This is a genomic window from Pantoea sp. WEP (assembly GCF_041678305.1).
Taxonomy (GTDB): Bacteria; Pseudomonadota; Gammaproteobacteria; order Enterobacterales; family Enterobacteriaceae; genus Pantoea; species Pantoea dispersa.
On the sequence record NZ_JBGNXB010000001.1, the window covers coordinates 15666 to 32059 of the forward strand.

The 16394-nt window shown below is 56.8% G+C and carries 14 protein-coding genes; 13 read left to right on the forward strand and 1 reads right to left on the reverse strand.

Features of this window, described 5'->3' with window-relative positions:
- Position 1: 1 nt before the first annotated feature.
- Positions 2 to 1870 carry a low affinity potassium transporter Kup gene (kup, locus tag ABVR31_RS00075; protein ID WP_021508177.1) on the reverse strand — a complete coding sequence of 623 codons (1869 nt, stop codon included), beginning with the start codon at positions 1868 to 1870 and terminating at the stop codon, positions 2 to 4.
- 299 nt (positions 1871 to 2169) lie between these two features.
- Here kup and ravA point away from each other — a divergent pair, with 299 nt between their 5' ends.
- The 13 genes from ravA (at position 2170) to atpA (ending at position 16385) form a co-directional block, all read left to right on the forward strand.
- The gene (gene ravA / locus ABVR31_RS00080; RefSeq protein ID WP_031279831.1) at positions 2170 to 3666 is read left to right on the forward strand and encodes an ATPase RavA; all 1497 of its coding nucleotides are present in this window, start codon (positions 2170 to 2172) and stop codon (positions 3664 to 3666) included.
- Positions 3663 to 5123 (forward strand): ATPase RavA stimulator ViaA, encoded by a 1461-nt coding sequence (viaA, locus tag ABVR31_RS00085; protein WP_058770715.1) that lies wholly within the window; start codon positions 3663 to 3665, stop codon positions 5121 to 5123. The genes ravA and viaA overlap by 4 nt, the downstream gene beginning before the upstream one ends.
- 71 nt (positions 5124 to 5194) lie before the next feature.
- Positions 5195 to 7333, forward strand: coding sequence for a 5-histidylcysteine sulfoxide synthase (gene ovoA, locus ABVR31_RS00090; protein ID WP_372771676.1), 2139 nt, complete (start codon positions 5195 to 5197; stop codon positions 7331 to 7333).
- A gap of 105 nt (positions 7334 to 7438) precedes the next feature.
- Positions 7439 to 7900 (forward strand): transcriptional regulator AsnC, encoded by a 462-nt coding sequence (gene asnC, locus ABVR31_RS00095; protein ID WP_007893613.1) that lies wholly within the window; start codon positions 7439 to 7441, stop codon positions 7898 to 7900.
- Between the two features lie 154 nt (positions 7901 to 8054).
- Positions 8055 to 8495 carry an FMN-binding protein MioC gene (mioC, locus tag ABVR31_RS00100; protein ID WP_141496843.1) on the forward strand — a complete coding sequence of 147 codons (441 nt, stop codon included), beginning with the start codon at positions 8055 to 8057 and terminating at the stop codon, positions 8493 to 8495.
- Between the two features lie 441 nt (positions 8496 to 8936).
- A complete protein-coding gene (gene mnmG / locus ABVR31_RS00105; protein WP_021508183.1) occupies positions 8937 to 10826 on the forward strand; it encodes a tRNA uridine-5-carboxymethylaminomethyl(34) synthesis enzyme MnmG in 1890 nt (629 codons plus the stop codon).
- Between the two features lie 48 nt (positions 10827 to 10874).
- Positions 10875 to 11492 (forward strand): 16S rRNA (guanine(527)-N(7))-methyltransferase RsmG, encoded by a 618-nt coding sequence (rsmG, locus tag ABVR31_RS00110; protein ID WP_150361069.1) that lies wholly within the window; start codon positions 10875 to 10877, stop codon positions 11490 to 11492.
- A 713-nt stretch (positions 11493 to 12205) separates the two neighbouring features.
- On the forward strand, positions 12206 to 12586 hold the full coding sequence (gene atpI / locus ABVR31_RS00115) for a F0F1 ATP synthase subunit I (protein ID WP_021508185.1): 381 nt from the start codon (positions 12206 to 12208) through the stop codon (positions 12584 to 12586).
- Positions 12587 to 12594: 8 nt separating this feature from the next.
- Entirely contained in the window at positions 12595 to 13413 is an 819-nt protein-coding gene (atpB, locus tag ABVR31_RS00120; protein WP_031279833.1) for a F0F1 ATP synthase subunit A, read from the forward strand.
- A 49-nt stretch (positions 13414 to 13462) separates the two neighbouring features.
- A complete protein-coding gene (atpE, locus tag ABVR31_RS00125; RefSeq protein WP_003849523.1) occupies positions 13463 to 13702 on the forward strand; it encodes a F0F1 ATP synthase subunit C in 240 nt (79 codons plus the stop codon).
- Between the two features lie 108 nt (positions 13703 to 13810).
- Entirely contained in the window at positions 13811 to 14281 is a 471-nt protein-coding gene (gene atpF, locus ABVR31_RS00130; protein WP_021313757.1) for a F0F1 ATP synthase subunit B, read from the forward strand.
- 14 nt (positions 14282 to 14295) lie between these two features.
- The gene (gene atpH, locus ABVR31_RS00135; RefSeq protein ID WP_021508187.1) at positions 14296 to 14829 is read left to right on the forward strand and encodes a F0F1 ATP synthase subunit delta; all 534 of its coding nucleotides are present in this window, start codon (positions 14296 to 14298) and stop codon (positions 14827 to 14829) included.
- 14 nt (positions 14830 to 14843) lie between these two features.
- Positions 14844 to 16385 carry a F0F1 ATP synthase subunit alpha gene (gene atpA / locus ABVR31_RS00140; protein ID WP_372771677.1) on the forward strand — a complete coding sequence of 514 codons (1542 nt, stop codon included), beginning with the start codon at positions 14844 to 14846 and terminating at the stop codon, positions 16383 to 16385.
- The last annotated feature ends 9 nt before the right edge of the window (positions 16386 to 16394 follow it).

The following is a 16394-nucleotide window of genomic DNA, read 5'->3' on the forward strand; positions in this document are numbered from 1 at the left end:
GTCAGATTTCGACCTGAGTACCGAGCTCGATTACCCGGTTCGGCGGAATTTCAAACTGATCCGGCGCGCGCAGGGCGTTGCGCTGCAGCGCAAGGAATAGCTTGCCGCGCAGACGCAGATACCACGGGCGTTTGCCGATGATCAGCGACTCGTGTGACATAAAGAACGAGGTTTCCATCATGCGGCAGTTGAGCCCTTCGAGGCCGCAGCGGTGGAAAATCTCCTCGACGTTCGGCGTTTCGCGCCAGCCGTAGCTTGCCACCACGCGCCAGAAGGTGGGCGACAGCTGCTCAATGGTCACGCGACGCACGTTGTGCACATAAGGCGCATCTTCGGTACGCAGCGTCAGCAGCACCACGCGCTCGTGCAGCACCTTGTTGTGCTTCAGGTTATGCAGCATGGCAAAGGGGATGACATTGAGCGCCCGCGACATGTAGACCGCCGTGCCCGGCACGCGCACCGGCGGCGATTTCTCCAGCGAGGCGATCATCGCCTCCAGCGAATTGCCATGCTCATGCATACGACGCAGCAGGCGGAAGCGCTCGCTCTTCCACGTGGTCATCACGATAAACATCATCAGCGCCAGCGTCAGCGGCAGCCAACCGCCGGAGAACACTTTGACCAGGTTGGCGGAGAACAGCGAAACGTCGATGCACAGCATCGCGATGAGAATCAGCACCACCAGATAGCGATTCCAGTGCCAGTTCTGAATCGCCACCGTTGAACACAGAATGGCGGTCAGCACCATGGTACCGGTCACCGCAATCCCGTAGGCGGCCGCCAGATTACTGGAGTGCTCAAAGCCGACGATCACAATCACCACAGAGAAATAAAGCAGCCAGTTGATCACCGGAATATAAATCTGGCCGGATTCCTCTTCGGACGTGTGCACGATGCGCATCGGCGGCAGATAGCCAAGACGCACCGCCTGGCGCGTCAGCGAGAATACGCCGGAGATCACCGCCTGCGAGGCGATCACCGTGGCCAGCGTCGCGAGAATCAGCATCGGAATCAGCGCCCAGTCCGGTGCCAGCAGGAAGAACGGGTTTTTGATGGCCTCCGGATGCTCCAGCAGCAGCGCGCCCTGGCCGAAATAGTTGAGCACCAGCGACGGCAGCACCACCACAAACCATGCCAGGCGAATCGGAAACTTACCAAAGTGGCCCATATCGGCATACAGCGCTTCAACGCCGGTGATCGCCAGCACCACCGCGCCCAGCGCGAAGAACGATACCGTTTTGTACTGAATGAAGAAGTGCAGCGCCCAGTACGGGTTCATGGCGTGCAGCACCTCAGGATTATTGATGATACTGCGCGCGCCCAGCACCGCCAGAATGATGAACCACAGCAGCATCACCGGCGCGAACAGCTTACCGACAATGCCGGTGCCGTGTTTCTGAATCACAAACAGCAGCGTCAGTACCGCAATCGCCAGCGGCACAATGTAGCTATCAAGGCTCGGTGCGGCGATCTCCAGCCCTTCGATGGCCGAAAGCACGGATACCGCTGGCGTGATCACTACTTCCCCGTAGAAGAAGCTGCCGCCAATCAGCCCCATGATCACCAGAATCGCCGTGGCGCGTGCGCCGGTATTGCGGCCCGCCAGTGACATCAGCGTCAGGATCCCGCCTTCACCGGCGTTGTCGGCGCGCATCACATAACTGATGTATTTAAGCGAAACCACCAGAATCAGCAGCCAGAAGATCAGCGACAGAAAGCCAAACACCGCCTCGCGTTCCACGCCAAAGCCGAACTGACCAGAGAGACACTCGCGCAGGGTATAGAGCGGGCTGGTGCCGATATCGCCATACACCACGCCGATCGCCGCCAGAGTGACTGCGCCAAGGGACTGTTTCTTATCCGAGCTCATAAGTTGTCTTTTGTTGGAGCCGCGCAGGCCTCAGCCCGGCGCTCAGATCATCAAAAAGCGCACAGTATGCACATATTCCCGAAAAAACCTACTTTTACCGTCTGGCATTACGCCGTCTGTGCAGCGTTTTTTCGCCGAAAATCGGCGCGAAATGCGCTGAAAACCCGCGATTTGCCTCACCTCAACCTTCTGAAACAAAAAAGCTGACGGCTATCAACGCTTTCACGCATGATAAACAGTAGAGTATTGCGCTCGCCAGAATATGACGGCACCAGGATCAGAAGGACAATGATGTGATTATGGCTCAACCCCATCTTTTGGCAGAAAGAATTTCTCGCCTCAGCAATGCCCTGGAGAAAGGGCTGTATGAACGGCATCATGCCATTCGTCTCTGCCTGCTGGCAGCGCTGAGCGGCGAAAGCGTATTTCTGCTTGGGCCACCGGGCATCGCCAAGAGTCTGATTGCCCGCCGCCTGAAATACGCCTTCCAGCACGCCCGTGCCTTTGAATACCTGATGACCCGTTTTTCCACGCCTGAAGAGGTGTTTGGCCCGCTGTCGATTCAGGCGCTGAAAGATGAAGGACGCTATCAGCGTCTGACCAAAGGCTATCTGCCGGATGCCGAAATTGTCTTTCTGGATGAGATCTGGAAAGCCGGTCCGGCGATTCTCAATACGCTGCTCACCGCCATCAACGAACGTCGCTTCCGCAACGGCGACAGCGAAGAGCCGATCCCGATGCGTCTGCTGGTCACCGCCTCCAACGAACTGCCGGAGGCTGACAGCGGTCTGGAAGCGCTGTACGACCGTATGCTGATTCGGCTGTGGCTCGACAACGTGCATGAAAAGCAGAACTTCCGCAGCATGCTGACCCACCAGCAGGATGAAAACGCCAACCCGGTGGCGGAATCGCTGTGCATCAGCGATGAAGAGTATCAGCAGTGGCAGAAAGGCATCAGCCAGGTCAGCCTGCCCGATCATGTGTTTGAACTGATCTATCAGCTGCGCCAGCAGCTGGAGAACCTGCCAGAGGCGCCGTATATCTCCGATCGCCGTTGGAAAAAAGCCATCCATCTGCTGCAGGCCAGCGCGTTTTACAGCGGCCGCGTGGCGATTGCCCCGCTTGATCTGATCCTGCTGAAAGATTGCCTGTGGCACGACGTGGCTTCCATGCAGCTGCTGGATCGTGAAATCGATGCGCTGATGACGCAGCACGCGTGGCAGCAGCAGGCGATGCTGCACACGCTGCAGCAGATCAAAGCGCGCCGGCTGGCGCTGCAACAGCAGCAGAGCGTGGCGCAGGCGCTGACGCTGGAGAAGCACAGCGGCATGTTCAGCCGCAAACCGCACTATGAATTACCGGCCTCGATCACGGACGAACAACTGACTCTGATGCTGCAGCAGCCGCTGATGCTGCACGACATGCAGGTCACGCACGTGGTGGTGGCACGCGATGCGCTCAATCAGTGGCTGCTGAAAGCGGGCGAGATCCGCGGCAAGCTCAACGGCATCGGCTTTGGCCAGACGCTCGACCTGCTGGTGGATGCGCACCACTGTCTGACGCTGCGCGACGTCAGCCTGCAGTCCACGCGCCTGACGCTGCCGGGTGCCGCAAGCAGCAGCGACGTGCCGCAGGAAATCATTGAAGAGTACGACGCGCTGGAGGCCCAGCTGCGCGCGCAGCGCACGCTGTTTAGCCAGCACCAGCGCTGCCTGTTTATCAGCGACGACTGGCTGGCACGCGTCGAAACCAGCCTGCAGGATGTGGCGGAACAGCTGAAACAGGCGAGAAAATGATCTCGCTGGAGACGCTCAGCACGCTGTTGTCGATTGGCGAAACCGAGCTGATCGAAGAGCTGATTGTGGCACTGCTGGCCTCGCCGCAGCTGGCGCTGTTCTTTGAAAAATTTCCGCGCCTGAAACAGGCGATGATGGGCGAGCTGCCGCGCTGGCGCGCCGAGATTGCCGCCCAGATGAAAACCACGCCGGTGCCGGACGCGCTGGCGCGCGAATTTCAGCTCTTCCAGCAGATGCAGCTGCTTAGCAGCCACGCCTTCAGTGAGCAACTGCCCGCCATCATGACGCAGCTGAAAGCGCTGCCGTCCCCGTTTATCGAAGAAGCCAGCAAACTGCTGCTGCATACCGACAGCGCCCAGCTGAGCAATGCGCAGCACACGCTGTTCCTGCAGCGCTGGCGCCTGAGCCTGACGCTGCAAACCCTGACGCTGAACGAAACCCTGCTGGAAGAGCAGCGGGAACGCCTGATGGCCGAGCTGCAGCAGCGCATGGCCATCAGCGGCCAGCTGGCGCCGATTCTGACTGATGACGACGAAGCCGCCGCCGGACGCCTGTGGGATCTGAGCAAAGCGCCGCTGCAGCATGGCGACTATGAGTTGATTGTGCAGTACGGCGATTTCCTCGCCCAGCAGCCGGAACTGATGAAACTGGCGCAGCAGCTGGGACGCAGCCGCGAAGCGAAATCGGTACCGTCCCAGGATGCGCCGCTGGAAGCGTTTCATCAGCTGGTGCGCGAGCCGGACAACGTGCCGGAAGAGGTCAGCGGCATCCATCAGAGCGACGATGTGCTGCGTCTGTTGCCGCCGGAGCTGGCGGCGCTGAGCATCAGCGAACTGGAGCTGGAGTTTTATCGCCGGCTGGTGGAGAAACGCCTGCTGACCTACCGGTTACAGGGCGATGCCTGGCACGAGAAAGTGACGCTGCGCCCGGCCAGCCATCAGCAGCACGAAGCGCAGCCGCGCGGCCCGTTCATCGTCTGCGTGGATACGTCTGGTTCGATGGGCGGTTTCAATGAACGCTGCGCCAAAGCGTTTTGTCTGGCGCTGCTGAAGGTGGCGCTGGCCGACAGGCGGCGCTGCTACATCATGCTGTTCGCTCACGAAGTGATTGGCTACGAGCTGACCGCTGATAACGGCATCGAGCAGGCAATCCGTTTTCTCAGCCAGCGTTTTCGCGGCGGCACCGATCTGGCCGCCTGCCTGTCTGCGGTGGTCACGCGTATGGAGGGCAGTCAGTGGCAGGAAGCCGATGCGGTGATCGTTTCCGATTTTATCGCCCAGCGTCTGCCGGACGACATCGTCAGCACCATTAAACAGCGCCAGCGTCACCATCAGCAACGCTTCCACGCCGTGGCGATGTCGGCGCACGGCAAACCCGGCATTCTGCGCATTTTCGATCACATCTGGCGCTTCGATACCGGCCTGAAAAGCCGCCTGCTGCGCCGCTGGAAACGCTAATTCATCAGGCAGAAATGCTAATTTGCTATAGTGAATTACCCGCTGTGTTTAATCAGCTTACGGAGTTCACTGTGACAACCGCTCATCTTCACGATCAATTGCCTGCGCCCACCCGCACCGTCCGGCTTTCCGGCAGCAGCAGCGACGCCAAACGCGCCGAACTGCTGGCCTATTTCACCCAGACCTGGGAGCTGTACGAAAGCCTGTTCGACTGCCTCGCTGATGAGCGCGCGTACTTTAATAAAGCCATCACCCTGCGCCATCCGCTGATCTTCTACTTTGGCCATACCGCTACTTTCTACATTAATAAGCTGATGGCGGGCGGTTATCTGCAGCAGCGCATTGACGATCGCATCGAGGCGATGATGGCGATCGGCGTGGATGAGATGAGCTGGGACGATCTCGACGACAGCCATTACAGCTGGCCGGACGTAGCCGAAGTGCGCGACTACCGCGGCAAAGTGAAAACCGTGGTAAGTGAATTTATCCGCACCATGCCGCTGGAGCTGCCGATTGACTGGGACAGCCCGGCGTGGGTGATTCTGATGGGTATTGAGCATGAGCGTATTCACCTCGAAACCTCCAGCGTGCTGATCCGCCAGTTGCCGCTTGAGTGGGTAAAACCGCAGCCGCACTGGCCGGCGTGTCCGCTGGCGCGCCACGATCGTGCCTCGGTACCGGCCAATACATTGGTGGCGATGCCAGGCGGACGCGTCACGCAGGGTAAAACCGATGATACCTACGGCTGGGACAACGAATACGGCAGCCTCTCAACGGAGCTGAAACCGTTCAAAGCCAGCAAAATGCTGGTGAGCAACGCCGAGTTCTTTCATTTTATTGCCGCCAACGGCTATAACGAACGCCGCTGGTGGGATGACGAAGGCTGGGGCTGGCGCGAGTTTGCCCAGGCGCAGATGCCGACTTTCTGGGTGGGTGACATCGCGCAACCTGACGATCTCCGGCTGCGCCTGATGACCGAAGAAGTGGCGATGCCGTGGGACTGGCCCGCCGAAGTGAATCAGCTGGAAGCGGCGGCGTTCTGCCGCTGGCTGGCGGAAGAAAGCGGCAAAGCGATCCAGCTGCCGTGCGAAGCCGAGTGGATGCAGCTGCGCGAGCAGGTTGCCGGCGATCAGCCGGACTGGATCGACGCGCCGGGCAACATCAACCTTGCCCGCTGGGCCTCTTCCTGCCCGGTAGACCATTTTGCCCAGGGTGACTTCTTCGACATCGTCGGCAACGTCTGGCAGTGGACCACCACGCCGACCAACGGCTTTGAAGGCTTCAGGGTACATCCGCTGTATGACGATTTCTCCACGCCCACCTTTGACGGCAAACATGCGCTGATCAAAGGCGGCAGCTGGATCTCCACCGGCAACGAAGCGCTGAAATCCTCACGCTACGCCTTCCGGCGCCACTTCTTCCAGCATGCCGGTTTCCGCTACGTGGTTTCCTCGCATCAGGAGAGCATGGCGCTGAATCCGTATGAAACCGACAGCATGGTGTCGCAGTACCTCGACTTCCAGTACGGCCCCGGCTATTACGGTGTGCCGAACTACGCGGCGGCGCTGGTCGACATCGTGCTGCCGCACTGCGCGCAGCGCGGCCACGCGCTGGATATCGGCTGCGCCACCGGTCGTGCCAGCTTTGAACTGGCGCGCCATTTTGCTGCGGTCACCGGCATGGATTACTCGGCGCGCTTTATCGACGTGGCGCTGCAGCTGACCTCGGGCGAGGATTTCCGTTACGTGGTGCCGGAAGAGGGAGAGCTGGTGGAGTATCGCCAGGTGCGGCTGAAAGAGTTTGGTTTCGATGAGACCCTGGCGCAGCGCATTCAGTTTGTGCAGGGCGATGCCTGTAACCTGAAACCGCAGCCCGATGGCTACGATCTGGTACTGGCCTCTAACCTGATCGATCGCCTGCGCCAGCCGAAGCGCTTCCTGCAGGACATCACGCCGATGATCCGCGCCGGCGGTTTGCTGGCCATCTCCTCACCTTACACCTGGCTGGAAGAGTTCACACCGAAGGAGAACTGGCTGGGCGGTTTCCGTGAAAACGGTGAAGCGCTCACCACCTGGCAGGCGCTGCAACGGCTGCTGCGTGATGCCTTTGAGGAAGTTGCGCCGCCGCAGGACGTGCCGTTTGTGATTCGCGAAACCGCGCGTAAATTCCAGCACACACAGGCCCAGCTGACGCTGTGGCGTAAGCGCTAAAAAGCGTGCAGACAGCGGCAGCTCCGCTGTCTGCGCCTTGCCTGTCCCGCTAATTTGCTGCACATTCTCCCTGTTCAGAGAAGAAGAACCTAATGAGGATGGATGATGGCGGAACACCTGCAACTGGATAATCTCGACCGCGGCATTTTAAATGCGCTGCTGCAAAACGCGCGCACCGCGTACGCCGAACTCGCCAAGCAGTTCAACGTCAGCCCCGGCACGATTCACGTGCGCGTCGAGAAAATGCGTCAGGCGGGGATTATTCTGGGTACGCGCGTGGAGATCGATCCACGGCAGCTCGGATTTGATGTCTGCTGTTTTATCGGCATCATTTTGAAAAGCGCGCGCGACTATCCGGCAGCGCTCAGCAAACTGGAAGCGCTGGATGAAGTGGTGGAAGCCTGGTATACCACCGGCCACTACAGCATTTTTATTAAAGTGATGTGCCGCTCCATTGATGCGTTGCAGCAGGTGCTGATCAACAAGATCCAGACCATTGATGAAATCCAGTCCACCGAAACGCTGATCTCCCTGCAAAACCCGATCATGCGCACCATCAAGCCGTGATCGGCTTCCCCGCTGTGCATAACCTTATCCCGGGCGGATCGCTTTTGTGATGCGCCTTGTCGCCTGATGCTATCGGCGATTAACCCTGTTTTCCACAGGTGGATCACCGCTTGATCACAGCGTACAATGCTCGCCTTTAGTGCGGGAGAGCATCATGGCCGATATTACCTTAATCAGTGGCAGTACCCTTGGCAGCGCCGAATATGTCGCTGAACATCTGGAAGAGAAACTGCAGGAAGCGGGCTTTTCAACCGAACTGCTGCACGGACCCGAGCTGGATGAGGTGCCGCAGGAAGGCGTCTGGCTGATTGTCAGCTCAACGCACGGTGCCGGCGAACTGCCGGACAACCTGCTGCCGTTTTATGAAGCGCTGCAGGAGAGCCAGCCGGATCTGTCAGGCGTCCGCTTTGGCGCAGTGGGTATCGGTAATCATGAATACGATCTGTTCTGCGGTGCGATCAAACTGCTGGACACGACGTTAACGCAGCTGGGCGCCAAACGTATTGGCGATCGGCTGGAGATCGACGTGCTGGAACATGAGATTCCGGAAGATCCGGCGGAAGTGTGGGTTGCCAGCTGGCACCCGCAGATTTAAGACGATCTTTGCTGGTCGGGGATCGGGTATTTGTGTCGATCCCCAGTTGATTCCGCTGTTTTATCGCCTTTTACCTGCGTCGCTCTGTGGATAAGATCCGTTATTTCATGCGTATAACCAGTAGTTATCCAAAGAACAACCGCTGATGCTTTTTTACGCTGTGCATAAGTAGCAAAGTTGATCTCAGCTTATACGGATCAGGGTCACCGATCATTCACAGTAAACGATCCTCGCTAATCCCCTGTTGCCACAGCGCTTTTCCGGGTTATCAACAGACAGGGGCGATCCTAATAAGAGATCTAACAGAGAGATCATATAAAAGACTTAAGATCCTTTCTTTTAAACCGCAGGATCCCGCGACTTTCGCCCTGAACAGAATTTCAGTAGAATCCACCGCCCAGGGCAACGATCCCTGTCCGAACACTAACGAGGACCCACTTCATGTTTTATCCAGATCCTTTTGACGTCATCGTAATCGGTGGTGGTCATGCGGGCACAGAAGCCGCGATGGCCGCTGCCCGAATGGGTCAGCAAACCCTGTTACTCACCCATAATATTGATACGCTGGGACAAATGTCCTGTAACCCGGCGATCGGTGGCATTGGGAAAGGACACCTGGTTAAGGAAGTGGATGCCTTAGGCGGTTTGATGGCCAGCGCGATCGATCAGGCCGGTATTCAGTTTAGGATACTAAACGCCAGCAAAGGCCCGGCGGTGCGTGCCACGCGTGCACAGGCAGACCGGGTACTGTATCGCCAGGCGGTACGCACTGCGCTGGAAAACCAGCCGAACCTGATGATCTTCCAGCAGGCGGTTGACGATCTGATTGTGGAGAACGATCGCGTTGTCGGCGCCGTGACCCAGATGGGCCTGAAGTTCCGGGCGAAAACCGTCGTTCTGACGGTGGGCACCTTCCTGGACGGCAAAATCCACATCGGCCTCGATAACTACAGCGGTGGTCGGGCAGGCGATCCTCCGTCGATTCCGCTGGCTAAACGTCTGCGTGCGCTGCCGTTGCGCGTAAACCGCCTGAAAACCGGTACGCCACCGCGTATCGATGCCCGCACCATCGACTTTTCGGTGCTCACGCCGCAGCACGGGGATGACCCGATGCCGGTGTTCTCGTTTATGGGCCATGCCGGACAGCATCCGCAGCAGGTGCCATGCTGGATCACCCACACCAACGAGCAGACGCATGAAGTGATCCGCAATAACCTCGATCGCAGCCCGATGTATGCCGGGATCATCGAGGGGATCGGGCCACGCTACTGCCCGTCGATTGAAGACAAAGTGATGCGCTTTGCCGATCGTAACGCGCATCAGATTTTCCTTGAGCCGGAAGGGCTCACCAGCAACGAAATCTACCCGAACGGTATCTCCACCAGCCTGCCGTTTGATGTGCAGATGCAGATCGTGCGCTCGATGAAAGGTCTGGAGAACGCGAAGATCGTGCGTCCGGGCTACGCCATCGAGTATGACTTCTTCGATCCGCGCGATCTCAAGCCGACGCTGGAGAGTAAATTTATCCACGGCCTGTTCTTCGCCGGCCAGATCAACGGCACCACCGGTTATGAAGAAGCGGCAGCGCAGGGGCTGCTGGCCGGCCTTAACGCTGCGCGTCAGTCTGCGGACAAAGAGGGCTGGGCGCCGCGTCGCGATCAGGCCTATCTTGGCGTGCTGGTCGACGATCTGTGTACGCTGGGCACCAAAGAGCCGTATCGCATGTTTACCTCGCGCGCCGAGTATCGTCTGATGCTGCGTGAAGATAACGCCGATCTGCGCCTGACCGAAACCGGACGTGAACTCGGCCTGGTCGACGACGCGCGCTGGGCTCGCTATAACCAGAAGCTGGAAGCGATTGAGCAGGAGCGTCAGCGTCTGCGTGACCTGTGGGTGCATCCGAAGTCTGAAAACGTCAGCGAAGTGAACACGGTAATCAGCGCGCCGCTCACCAAAGAGGCCAGCGCGGAAGATCTGCTGCGTCGTCCGGAGATGACCTACGAACTGCTGATGTCGCTGCCGAGCTACGGTCCGGCGCTGGCGGATGAGCAGGCCGCAGAGCAGGTAGAGATTCAGGTGAAGTATGAAGGTTACATCGCGCGTCAGCAGGAGGAGATCGATCGCCAGCAGCGCAATGAAAACACCTTACTCCCGGCCGACCTCGACTATCGCCAGGTAAATGGACTGTCGAATGAAGTGATCGCCAAACTCAACGACCACAAACCGACCTCTATCGGCCAGGCATCGCGTATTTCCGGCATCACGCCGGCGGCGATTTCAATTCTGCTGATTTACCTGAAAAAACAGGGCCTGCTGCGTAAAAGCGCCTGATCGACCCCCGGGGCGGGCACGCTCGCCCCTGTTAATGGAATTCTCGTCGTGATTAATAAACTCTCCCGGCTGCTGCAAGCGGCAAACATTTCCCTCTCCGATCAGCAAAAACAGCAGCTGGTGGGTTATGTCGAACTGCTGCACAAGTGGAATAAAGCCTACAACCTGACCTCGGTGCGCGATCCGCAGCAGATGCTGGTGCGCCACATTCTCGACAGCATCGTGGTAGAACCCCACCTGCAGGGTGAGCGCTTTATTGATGTCGGTACCGGACCGGGCCTGCCGGGGATCCCGCTGGCGATTGTTTGCCCGCAGGCGCACTTTACGCTGCTGGACAGCCTCGGGAAACGCGTGCGTTTCCTGCGTCAGGTGCAACATGAGTTAGGGCTTACTAACGTCACGCCGGTGCAGAGCCGGGTGGAAGAGTTCCCGGCTGAGCCGCCGTTTGACGGGGTGATCAGCCGCGCCTTTGCATCGCTGGAGGACATGCTGAACTGGTGCCACCATCTGCCGGGAGCAACAGGCCACTTCTATGCGCTGAAAGGCGTCAGGCCGGATGACGAAATTGCCGCGCTGCCTGCCGGCTTCGCCATCGAAAAAATTGAGCCACTGCGGGTGCCGGAACTGGAAGGTGAGCGTCATCTGGTGGTGATCAGGCGGCAATAGTCGCGCAAACGGTGTGGATTTATCGTGATTCATGCCGTTTGGCTTAGCGCAGCAGCCGGCTAAAAAAACAGCGGTTGAACGCGTCACGATAAACGCTTTTATTCAACAGGGCAGGGGAAGCGGGTTAACATCCGCCGCGGAAATTATCCGAAAACCTCTGTTACATTTAACGAATAATTCACATTTCATTATCAGTTACATCACTTTAACCGCTATATTTACTGTGCCGAATAGTCACGGCGGAAAATATAACTCTGCAATAAATCGGCGGACGTAATATCAGTTTTACGTTTTTATTGCGGTGGGTGATGTCAATAGAGTGTTTTTATCGAAAATCTGGCGCTAATCCTGGAACAATAATTCTATCTCACTGATAGAAAAGTAAATTACGGGTTTGATTAATTGCGCGGCAGGGGTTAAAAAGCAAATTATCGCTGCCGGGGGTGCTTATAATGTGATCTGAAGCACGCTTTAAAAGCAAGTCTGCCGGGCAATTTCAAGCCTGTTTCGTCAGGCAGGCCGAAGCGGATGTTTTGAAAAATAGCCCTCCAGAAAGAAATTTAAATAATTGTTCACCTTTTCGCTACTTACCGATTGAAATCGCAGGTGCGGCCCGTATAATTTGCACGGCTTTTGCTGCTTGACTCAAAAGAGTAAAGGCAGTCTTATACGACACGCGACATACCCCGTTCGGGGCAGGAGAGTTAAGCGTCATGTCAGTGTCTCTTTACAGTGTGAAATTAGCCCGAACCGTGCTGGTGATCCAGCTGGTGACCTTTGTCGTAATCGGTGCGCTGTTTGCCCTGAAAGATGTCACCTGGGGCGCCTCTGCCATCGCGGGTGGTGCGGCAGCCTGGCTGCCAAACGTACTGTTTATGTTTTTAGCCTGGCGCCTGCAGGATCAAACTCCGGCAAAAGGGCGTGTCGCCTGGAGCTTCGCCTTTGGTGAAGTGCTCAAGGTGTTTGCCACCGTTGTTTTTCTCGTTGTGGCGTTAGGTGGATTTGGAGCGGTCTTCTGGCCACTCGCAATCACCTGGTTATCGGTGCTGGTGGTACAAATCGTCGCGCCGGCTGTAATTAACAACAAAGGGTAAGAGGCATCATGGCCGCAGGAGAGATCTCAACGCCGCAGGAATACATAGGTCATCATCTGACACATCTTCAGATGGACCTGCGTACTTTCGAGCTGGTGAATGCACACGACGCGCCAGCAACGTTCTGGACGTTAAACCTGGACTCCATGTTTTTCTCTGTTGTACTGGGACTGGTGTTCCTGGTGCTGTTCCGTAAAGTGGCAAAAAGCGCCACCAGCGGTGTGCCAGGGAAAATGCAGGCGGCTATCGAGCTGGTCGTTGGCTTTGTTGATAGCAACGTCCGCGACATGTACCACGGTAAGAGTAAAGTTATCGCCCCGCTGGCTCTGACGATTTTCGTCTGGGTCTTCCTGATGAACTTCATGGATCTGCTGCCTATCGATTTGCTGCCGTTTATCGGCGAGCACTATCTGGGCCTGCCGGCGCTGCGCGTCGTGCCGTCTGCAGACGTGAACATCACGCTGTCTATGGCGCTGGGCGTATTTATTTTGATTCTGTTCTACAGCATCAAAATGAAAGGTGTAGGTGGCTTCGCCAAAGAGCTGACGCTGCAGCCTTTTAATCACCCGATCTTCATCCCCATCAACCTGATTCTTGAAGGTGTTAGCCTGCTGTCTAAACCGGTTTCGCTCGGTCTGCGACTGTTCGGCAACATGTATGCGGGTGAGCTGATCTTTATCCTGATTGCCGGTCTGCTGCCGTGGTGGTCGCAGTGGGTGCTGAATGTGCCATGGGCCATTTTCCACATCCTGATTATTTCGCTGCAGGCTTTCATTTTCATGGTCCTCACGATTGTCTATCTGTCGATGGCATCTGAAGAGCATTGATTTTTATCTCAACAACTTAGCTTTTAACTGAAACAAACTGGAGACTGTCATGGAAAACCTGAATATGGATCTGCTGTACATGGCTGCCGCTGTGATGATGGGTCTGGCGGCAATCGGTGCTGCGATCGGTATCGGCATCCTCGGAGGTAAATTCCTGGAAGGCGCAGCGCGTCAGCCGGATCTGATTCCTCTGCTGCGTACGCAGTTCTTTGTTGTAATGGGTCTGGTGGATGCAATCCCAATGATCGCTGTTGGTCTGGGTCTCTACGTGATGTTTGCTGTCGCCTAAAGCCTGTAGCCGTGGTTCACTCATGGCACGCAGTGTGATGAGGAACGGATTCTGCCGTTTATCGCTGATAGCGGCAGAGCAAGTTAACTTAATAAGAGGCATTGTGCTGTGAACATTAATGCAACAATCCTCGGCCAGGCCATCGCGTTCATCCTGTTTGTCGCGTTCTGCATGAAGTACGTATGGCCGCCGATTATGGCTGCCATCGAAAAGCGCCAGAAAGAAATTGCTGAAGGCCTTGCTTCTGCTGAACGCGCGAAGAAAGATTTGGATCTCGCGCAGGCCAATGCGACCGACCAGCTGAAAAAAGCCAAAGAAGAAGCTCAGGTCATTATCGAGCAGGCGAACAAACGCCGTGCCCAGATTCTGGACGAAGCCAAAACTGAAGCTGAGACTGAACGTAACCGCATCGTGTCTCAGGCGCAGGCAGAAATCGAAGCCGAGCGCTCACGTGCACGTGAAGAGCTGCGTAAGCAAGTCGCGCTGCTGGCCTTAGCTGGCGCCGAGAAGATCATCGAACGTTCCGTGGATGAAGCTGCTAACAGCGACATCGTTGATAAACTGGTCGCTGAACTGTAAGGAGGGAGGGGCTGATGTCTGATCTGATTACTGTAGCTCGCCCCTACGCCAAAGCAGCTTTTGACTTTGCTGTTGAGCATCAAAGTATCGACCGCTGGCAGACCATGCTGGCGTTTGCCGCAGAAGTGGCTCGCAACGAACAGATGGCAGAACTCCTTTCCGGTGCATTAGCACCGGAAGCCTTGTCTGCTTCTTTCAACGCAGTCTGTGGTGATCAACTTGATGAACACGCTCAGAACCTGATTAAGGTTATGGCGGAGAACGGACGTTTGACAGCGCTTCCAGCGGTACTGGAACAGTTCATTCAACTGCGTGACGCTTATGAAGCGACAGCCGAAGTTGATGTGATCTCCGCCAGTGCGCTGAGTGACAGCCAGCTGAGTAAAATCAGCGCCGCGATGGAAAAACGTCTGTCACGCAAAGTTAAGCTGAATTGCAAAATTGATAAGTCTGTAATGGCAGGTGTGGTTATCCGTGCGGGTGACCTGGTGATTGATGGCAGCGTGCGCGGCCGTCTTGACCGTCTGGCAGACGTCTTGCAGTCTTAAGGGGACTGGAGCATATGCAACTGAATTCCACCGAAATCAGCGAACTGATCAAGCAGCGCATTGCTCAGTTCAATGTCGTGAGCGAAGCTCACAACGAAGGTACTATTGTTTCTGTAAGTGACGGTATCATCCGCGTACACGGCCTGGCCGATGTAATGCAGGGTGAGATGATTGCTCTGCCGGGCAACCGTTACGCTATCGCACTGAACCTCGAGCGTGACTCTGTAGGTGCAGTAGTGATGGGTCCGTACGCTGACCTCGCCGAAGGCATGAAGGTGAAGTGTACTGGCCGTATCCTGGAAGTGCCGGTTGGCCGTGGCCTGCTGGGCCGCGTGGTTAACACCCTGGGTGCACCGATCGACGGTAAAGGCGCTATCGACAACGATGGCTTCTCACCGGTTGAAGTGATTGCACCAGGCGTTATCGACCGTCAGTCAGTCGACCAGCCTGTTCAGACCGGTTACAAATCTGTCGATGCGATGATTCCAATCGGCCGTGGCCAGCGTGAGCTGATCATCGGTGACCGTCAGACCGGTAAAACTGCGATGGCCATCGACGCCATCATCAACCAGCGCGATTCTGGCATCAAGTGTGTCTACGTCGCGATCGGTCAGAAAGCCTCTACCATCTCTAACGTGGTACGTAAGCTGGAAGAGCACGGTGCGCTGTCTAACACCATCGTGGTTGTCGCTTCCGCTTCTGAATCCGCTGCGCTGCAGTACCTGGCTCCGTATGCCGGTTGCGCGATGGGTGAATACTTCCGTGACCGCGGTGAAGATGCGCTGATCGTTTATGATGACCTGTCTAAGCAGGCTGTTGCTTACCGTCAGATTTCTCTGCTGCTGCGCCGTCCGCCGGGTCGTGAAGCATTCCCGGGCGACGTGTTCTACCTCCACTCTCGTCTGCTGGAGCGTGCATCACGCGTTAGCGCTGACTACGTTGAGCGTTTCACCAACGGTGAAGTGAAAGGCCAGACCGGTTCTCTGACCGCGCTGCCGATCATCGAAACCCAGGCGGGTGACGTTTCTGCGTTCGTTCCGACCAACGTAATCTCGATTACAGATGGTCAGATCTTCCTGGAATCGAACCTGTTCAACTCCGGTATCCGTCCAGCCGTTAACCCGGGTATTTCGGTATCCCGTGTTGGTGGTGCTGCACAGACCAAGATCATCAAGAAACTGTCTGGTGGTATCCGTACCGCGCTGGCACAGTATCGTGAACTGGCAGCGTTCTCTCAGTTCGCTTCCGATCTGGACGATGCAACGCGCAAACAGCTGAGCCACGGTCAGAAAGTGACCGAGCTGCTGAAGCAGAAACAGTATGCACCGATGTCTGTTGCACAACAGGGTCTGGTACTGTTCGCTGCCGAGCGCGGCTTCCTGAACGACATTGAACTGGCGAAAATCGGCAGCTTCGAAGCCGCTCTGCTGGCGTTCGCCGATCGCGAACACGCGGAGCTGATGGCTGAAATCAACCAGGCGGGTAACTACAACAACGAAATCGAAGAGAAGCTGAAAGGCCTCCTCGAAACGTTTAAAGCAACCCAGTCCTGGTAATGTCTGGCG

What these genes read in the sequence shown, in the direction of transcription:
- atpI (WP_021508185.1), top strand. Translation starts at nt 12,206, where the DNA reads ATGTCAGTGTCTCTTTACAGTGTGAAATTAGCCCGAACCGTGCTGGTG.
- kup (WP_021508177.1), bottom strand. Translation starts at nt 1,870, where the DNA reads ATGAGCTCGGATAAGAAACAGTCCCTTGGCGCAGTCACTCTGGCGGCG.
- ravA (WP_031279831.1), top strand. Translation starts at nt 2,170, where the DNA reads ATGGCTCAACCCCATCTTTTGGCAGAAAGAATTTCTCGCCTCAGCAAT.
- atpA (WP_372771677.1), top strand. Translation starts at nt 14,844, where the DNA reads ATGCAACTGAATTCCACCGAAATCAGCGAACTGATCAAGCAGCGCATT.
- atpE (WP_003849523.1), top strand. Translation starts at nt 13,463, where the DNA reads ATGGAAAACCTGAATATGGATCTGCTGTACATGGCTGCCGCTGTGATG.
- atpB (WP_031279833.1), top strand. Translation starts at nt 12,595, where the DNA reads ATGGCCGCAGGAGAGATCTCAACGCCGCAGGAATACATAGGTCATCAT.
- asnC (WP_007893613.1), top strand. Translation starts at nt 7,439, where the DNA reads ATGGCGGAACACCTGCAACTGGATAATCTCGACCGCGGCATTTTAAAT.
- mioC (WP_141496843.1), top strand. Translation starts at nt 8,055, where the DNA reads ATGGCCGATATTACCTTAATCAGTGGCAGTACCCTTGGCAGCGCCGAA.
- viaA (WP_058770715.1), top strand. Translation starts at nt 3,663, where the DNA reads ATGATCTCGCTGGAGACGCTCAGCACGCTGTTGTCGATTGGCGAAACC.
- atpH (WP_021508187.1), top strand. Translation starts at nt 14,296, where the DNA reads ATGTCTGATCTGATTACTGTAGCTCGCCCCTACGCCAAAGCAGCTTTT.
- mnmG (WP_021508183.1), top strand. Translation starts at nt 8,937, where the DNA reads ATGTTTTATCCAGATCCTTTTGACGTCATCGTAATCGGTGGTGGTCAT.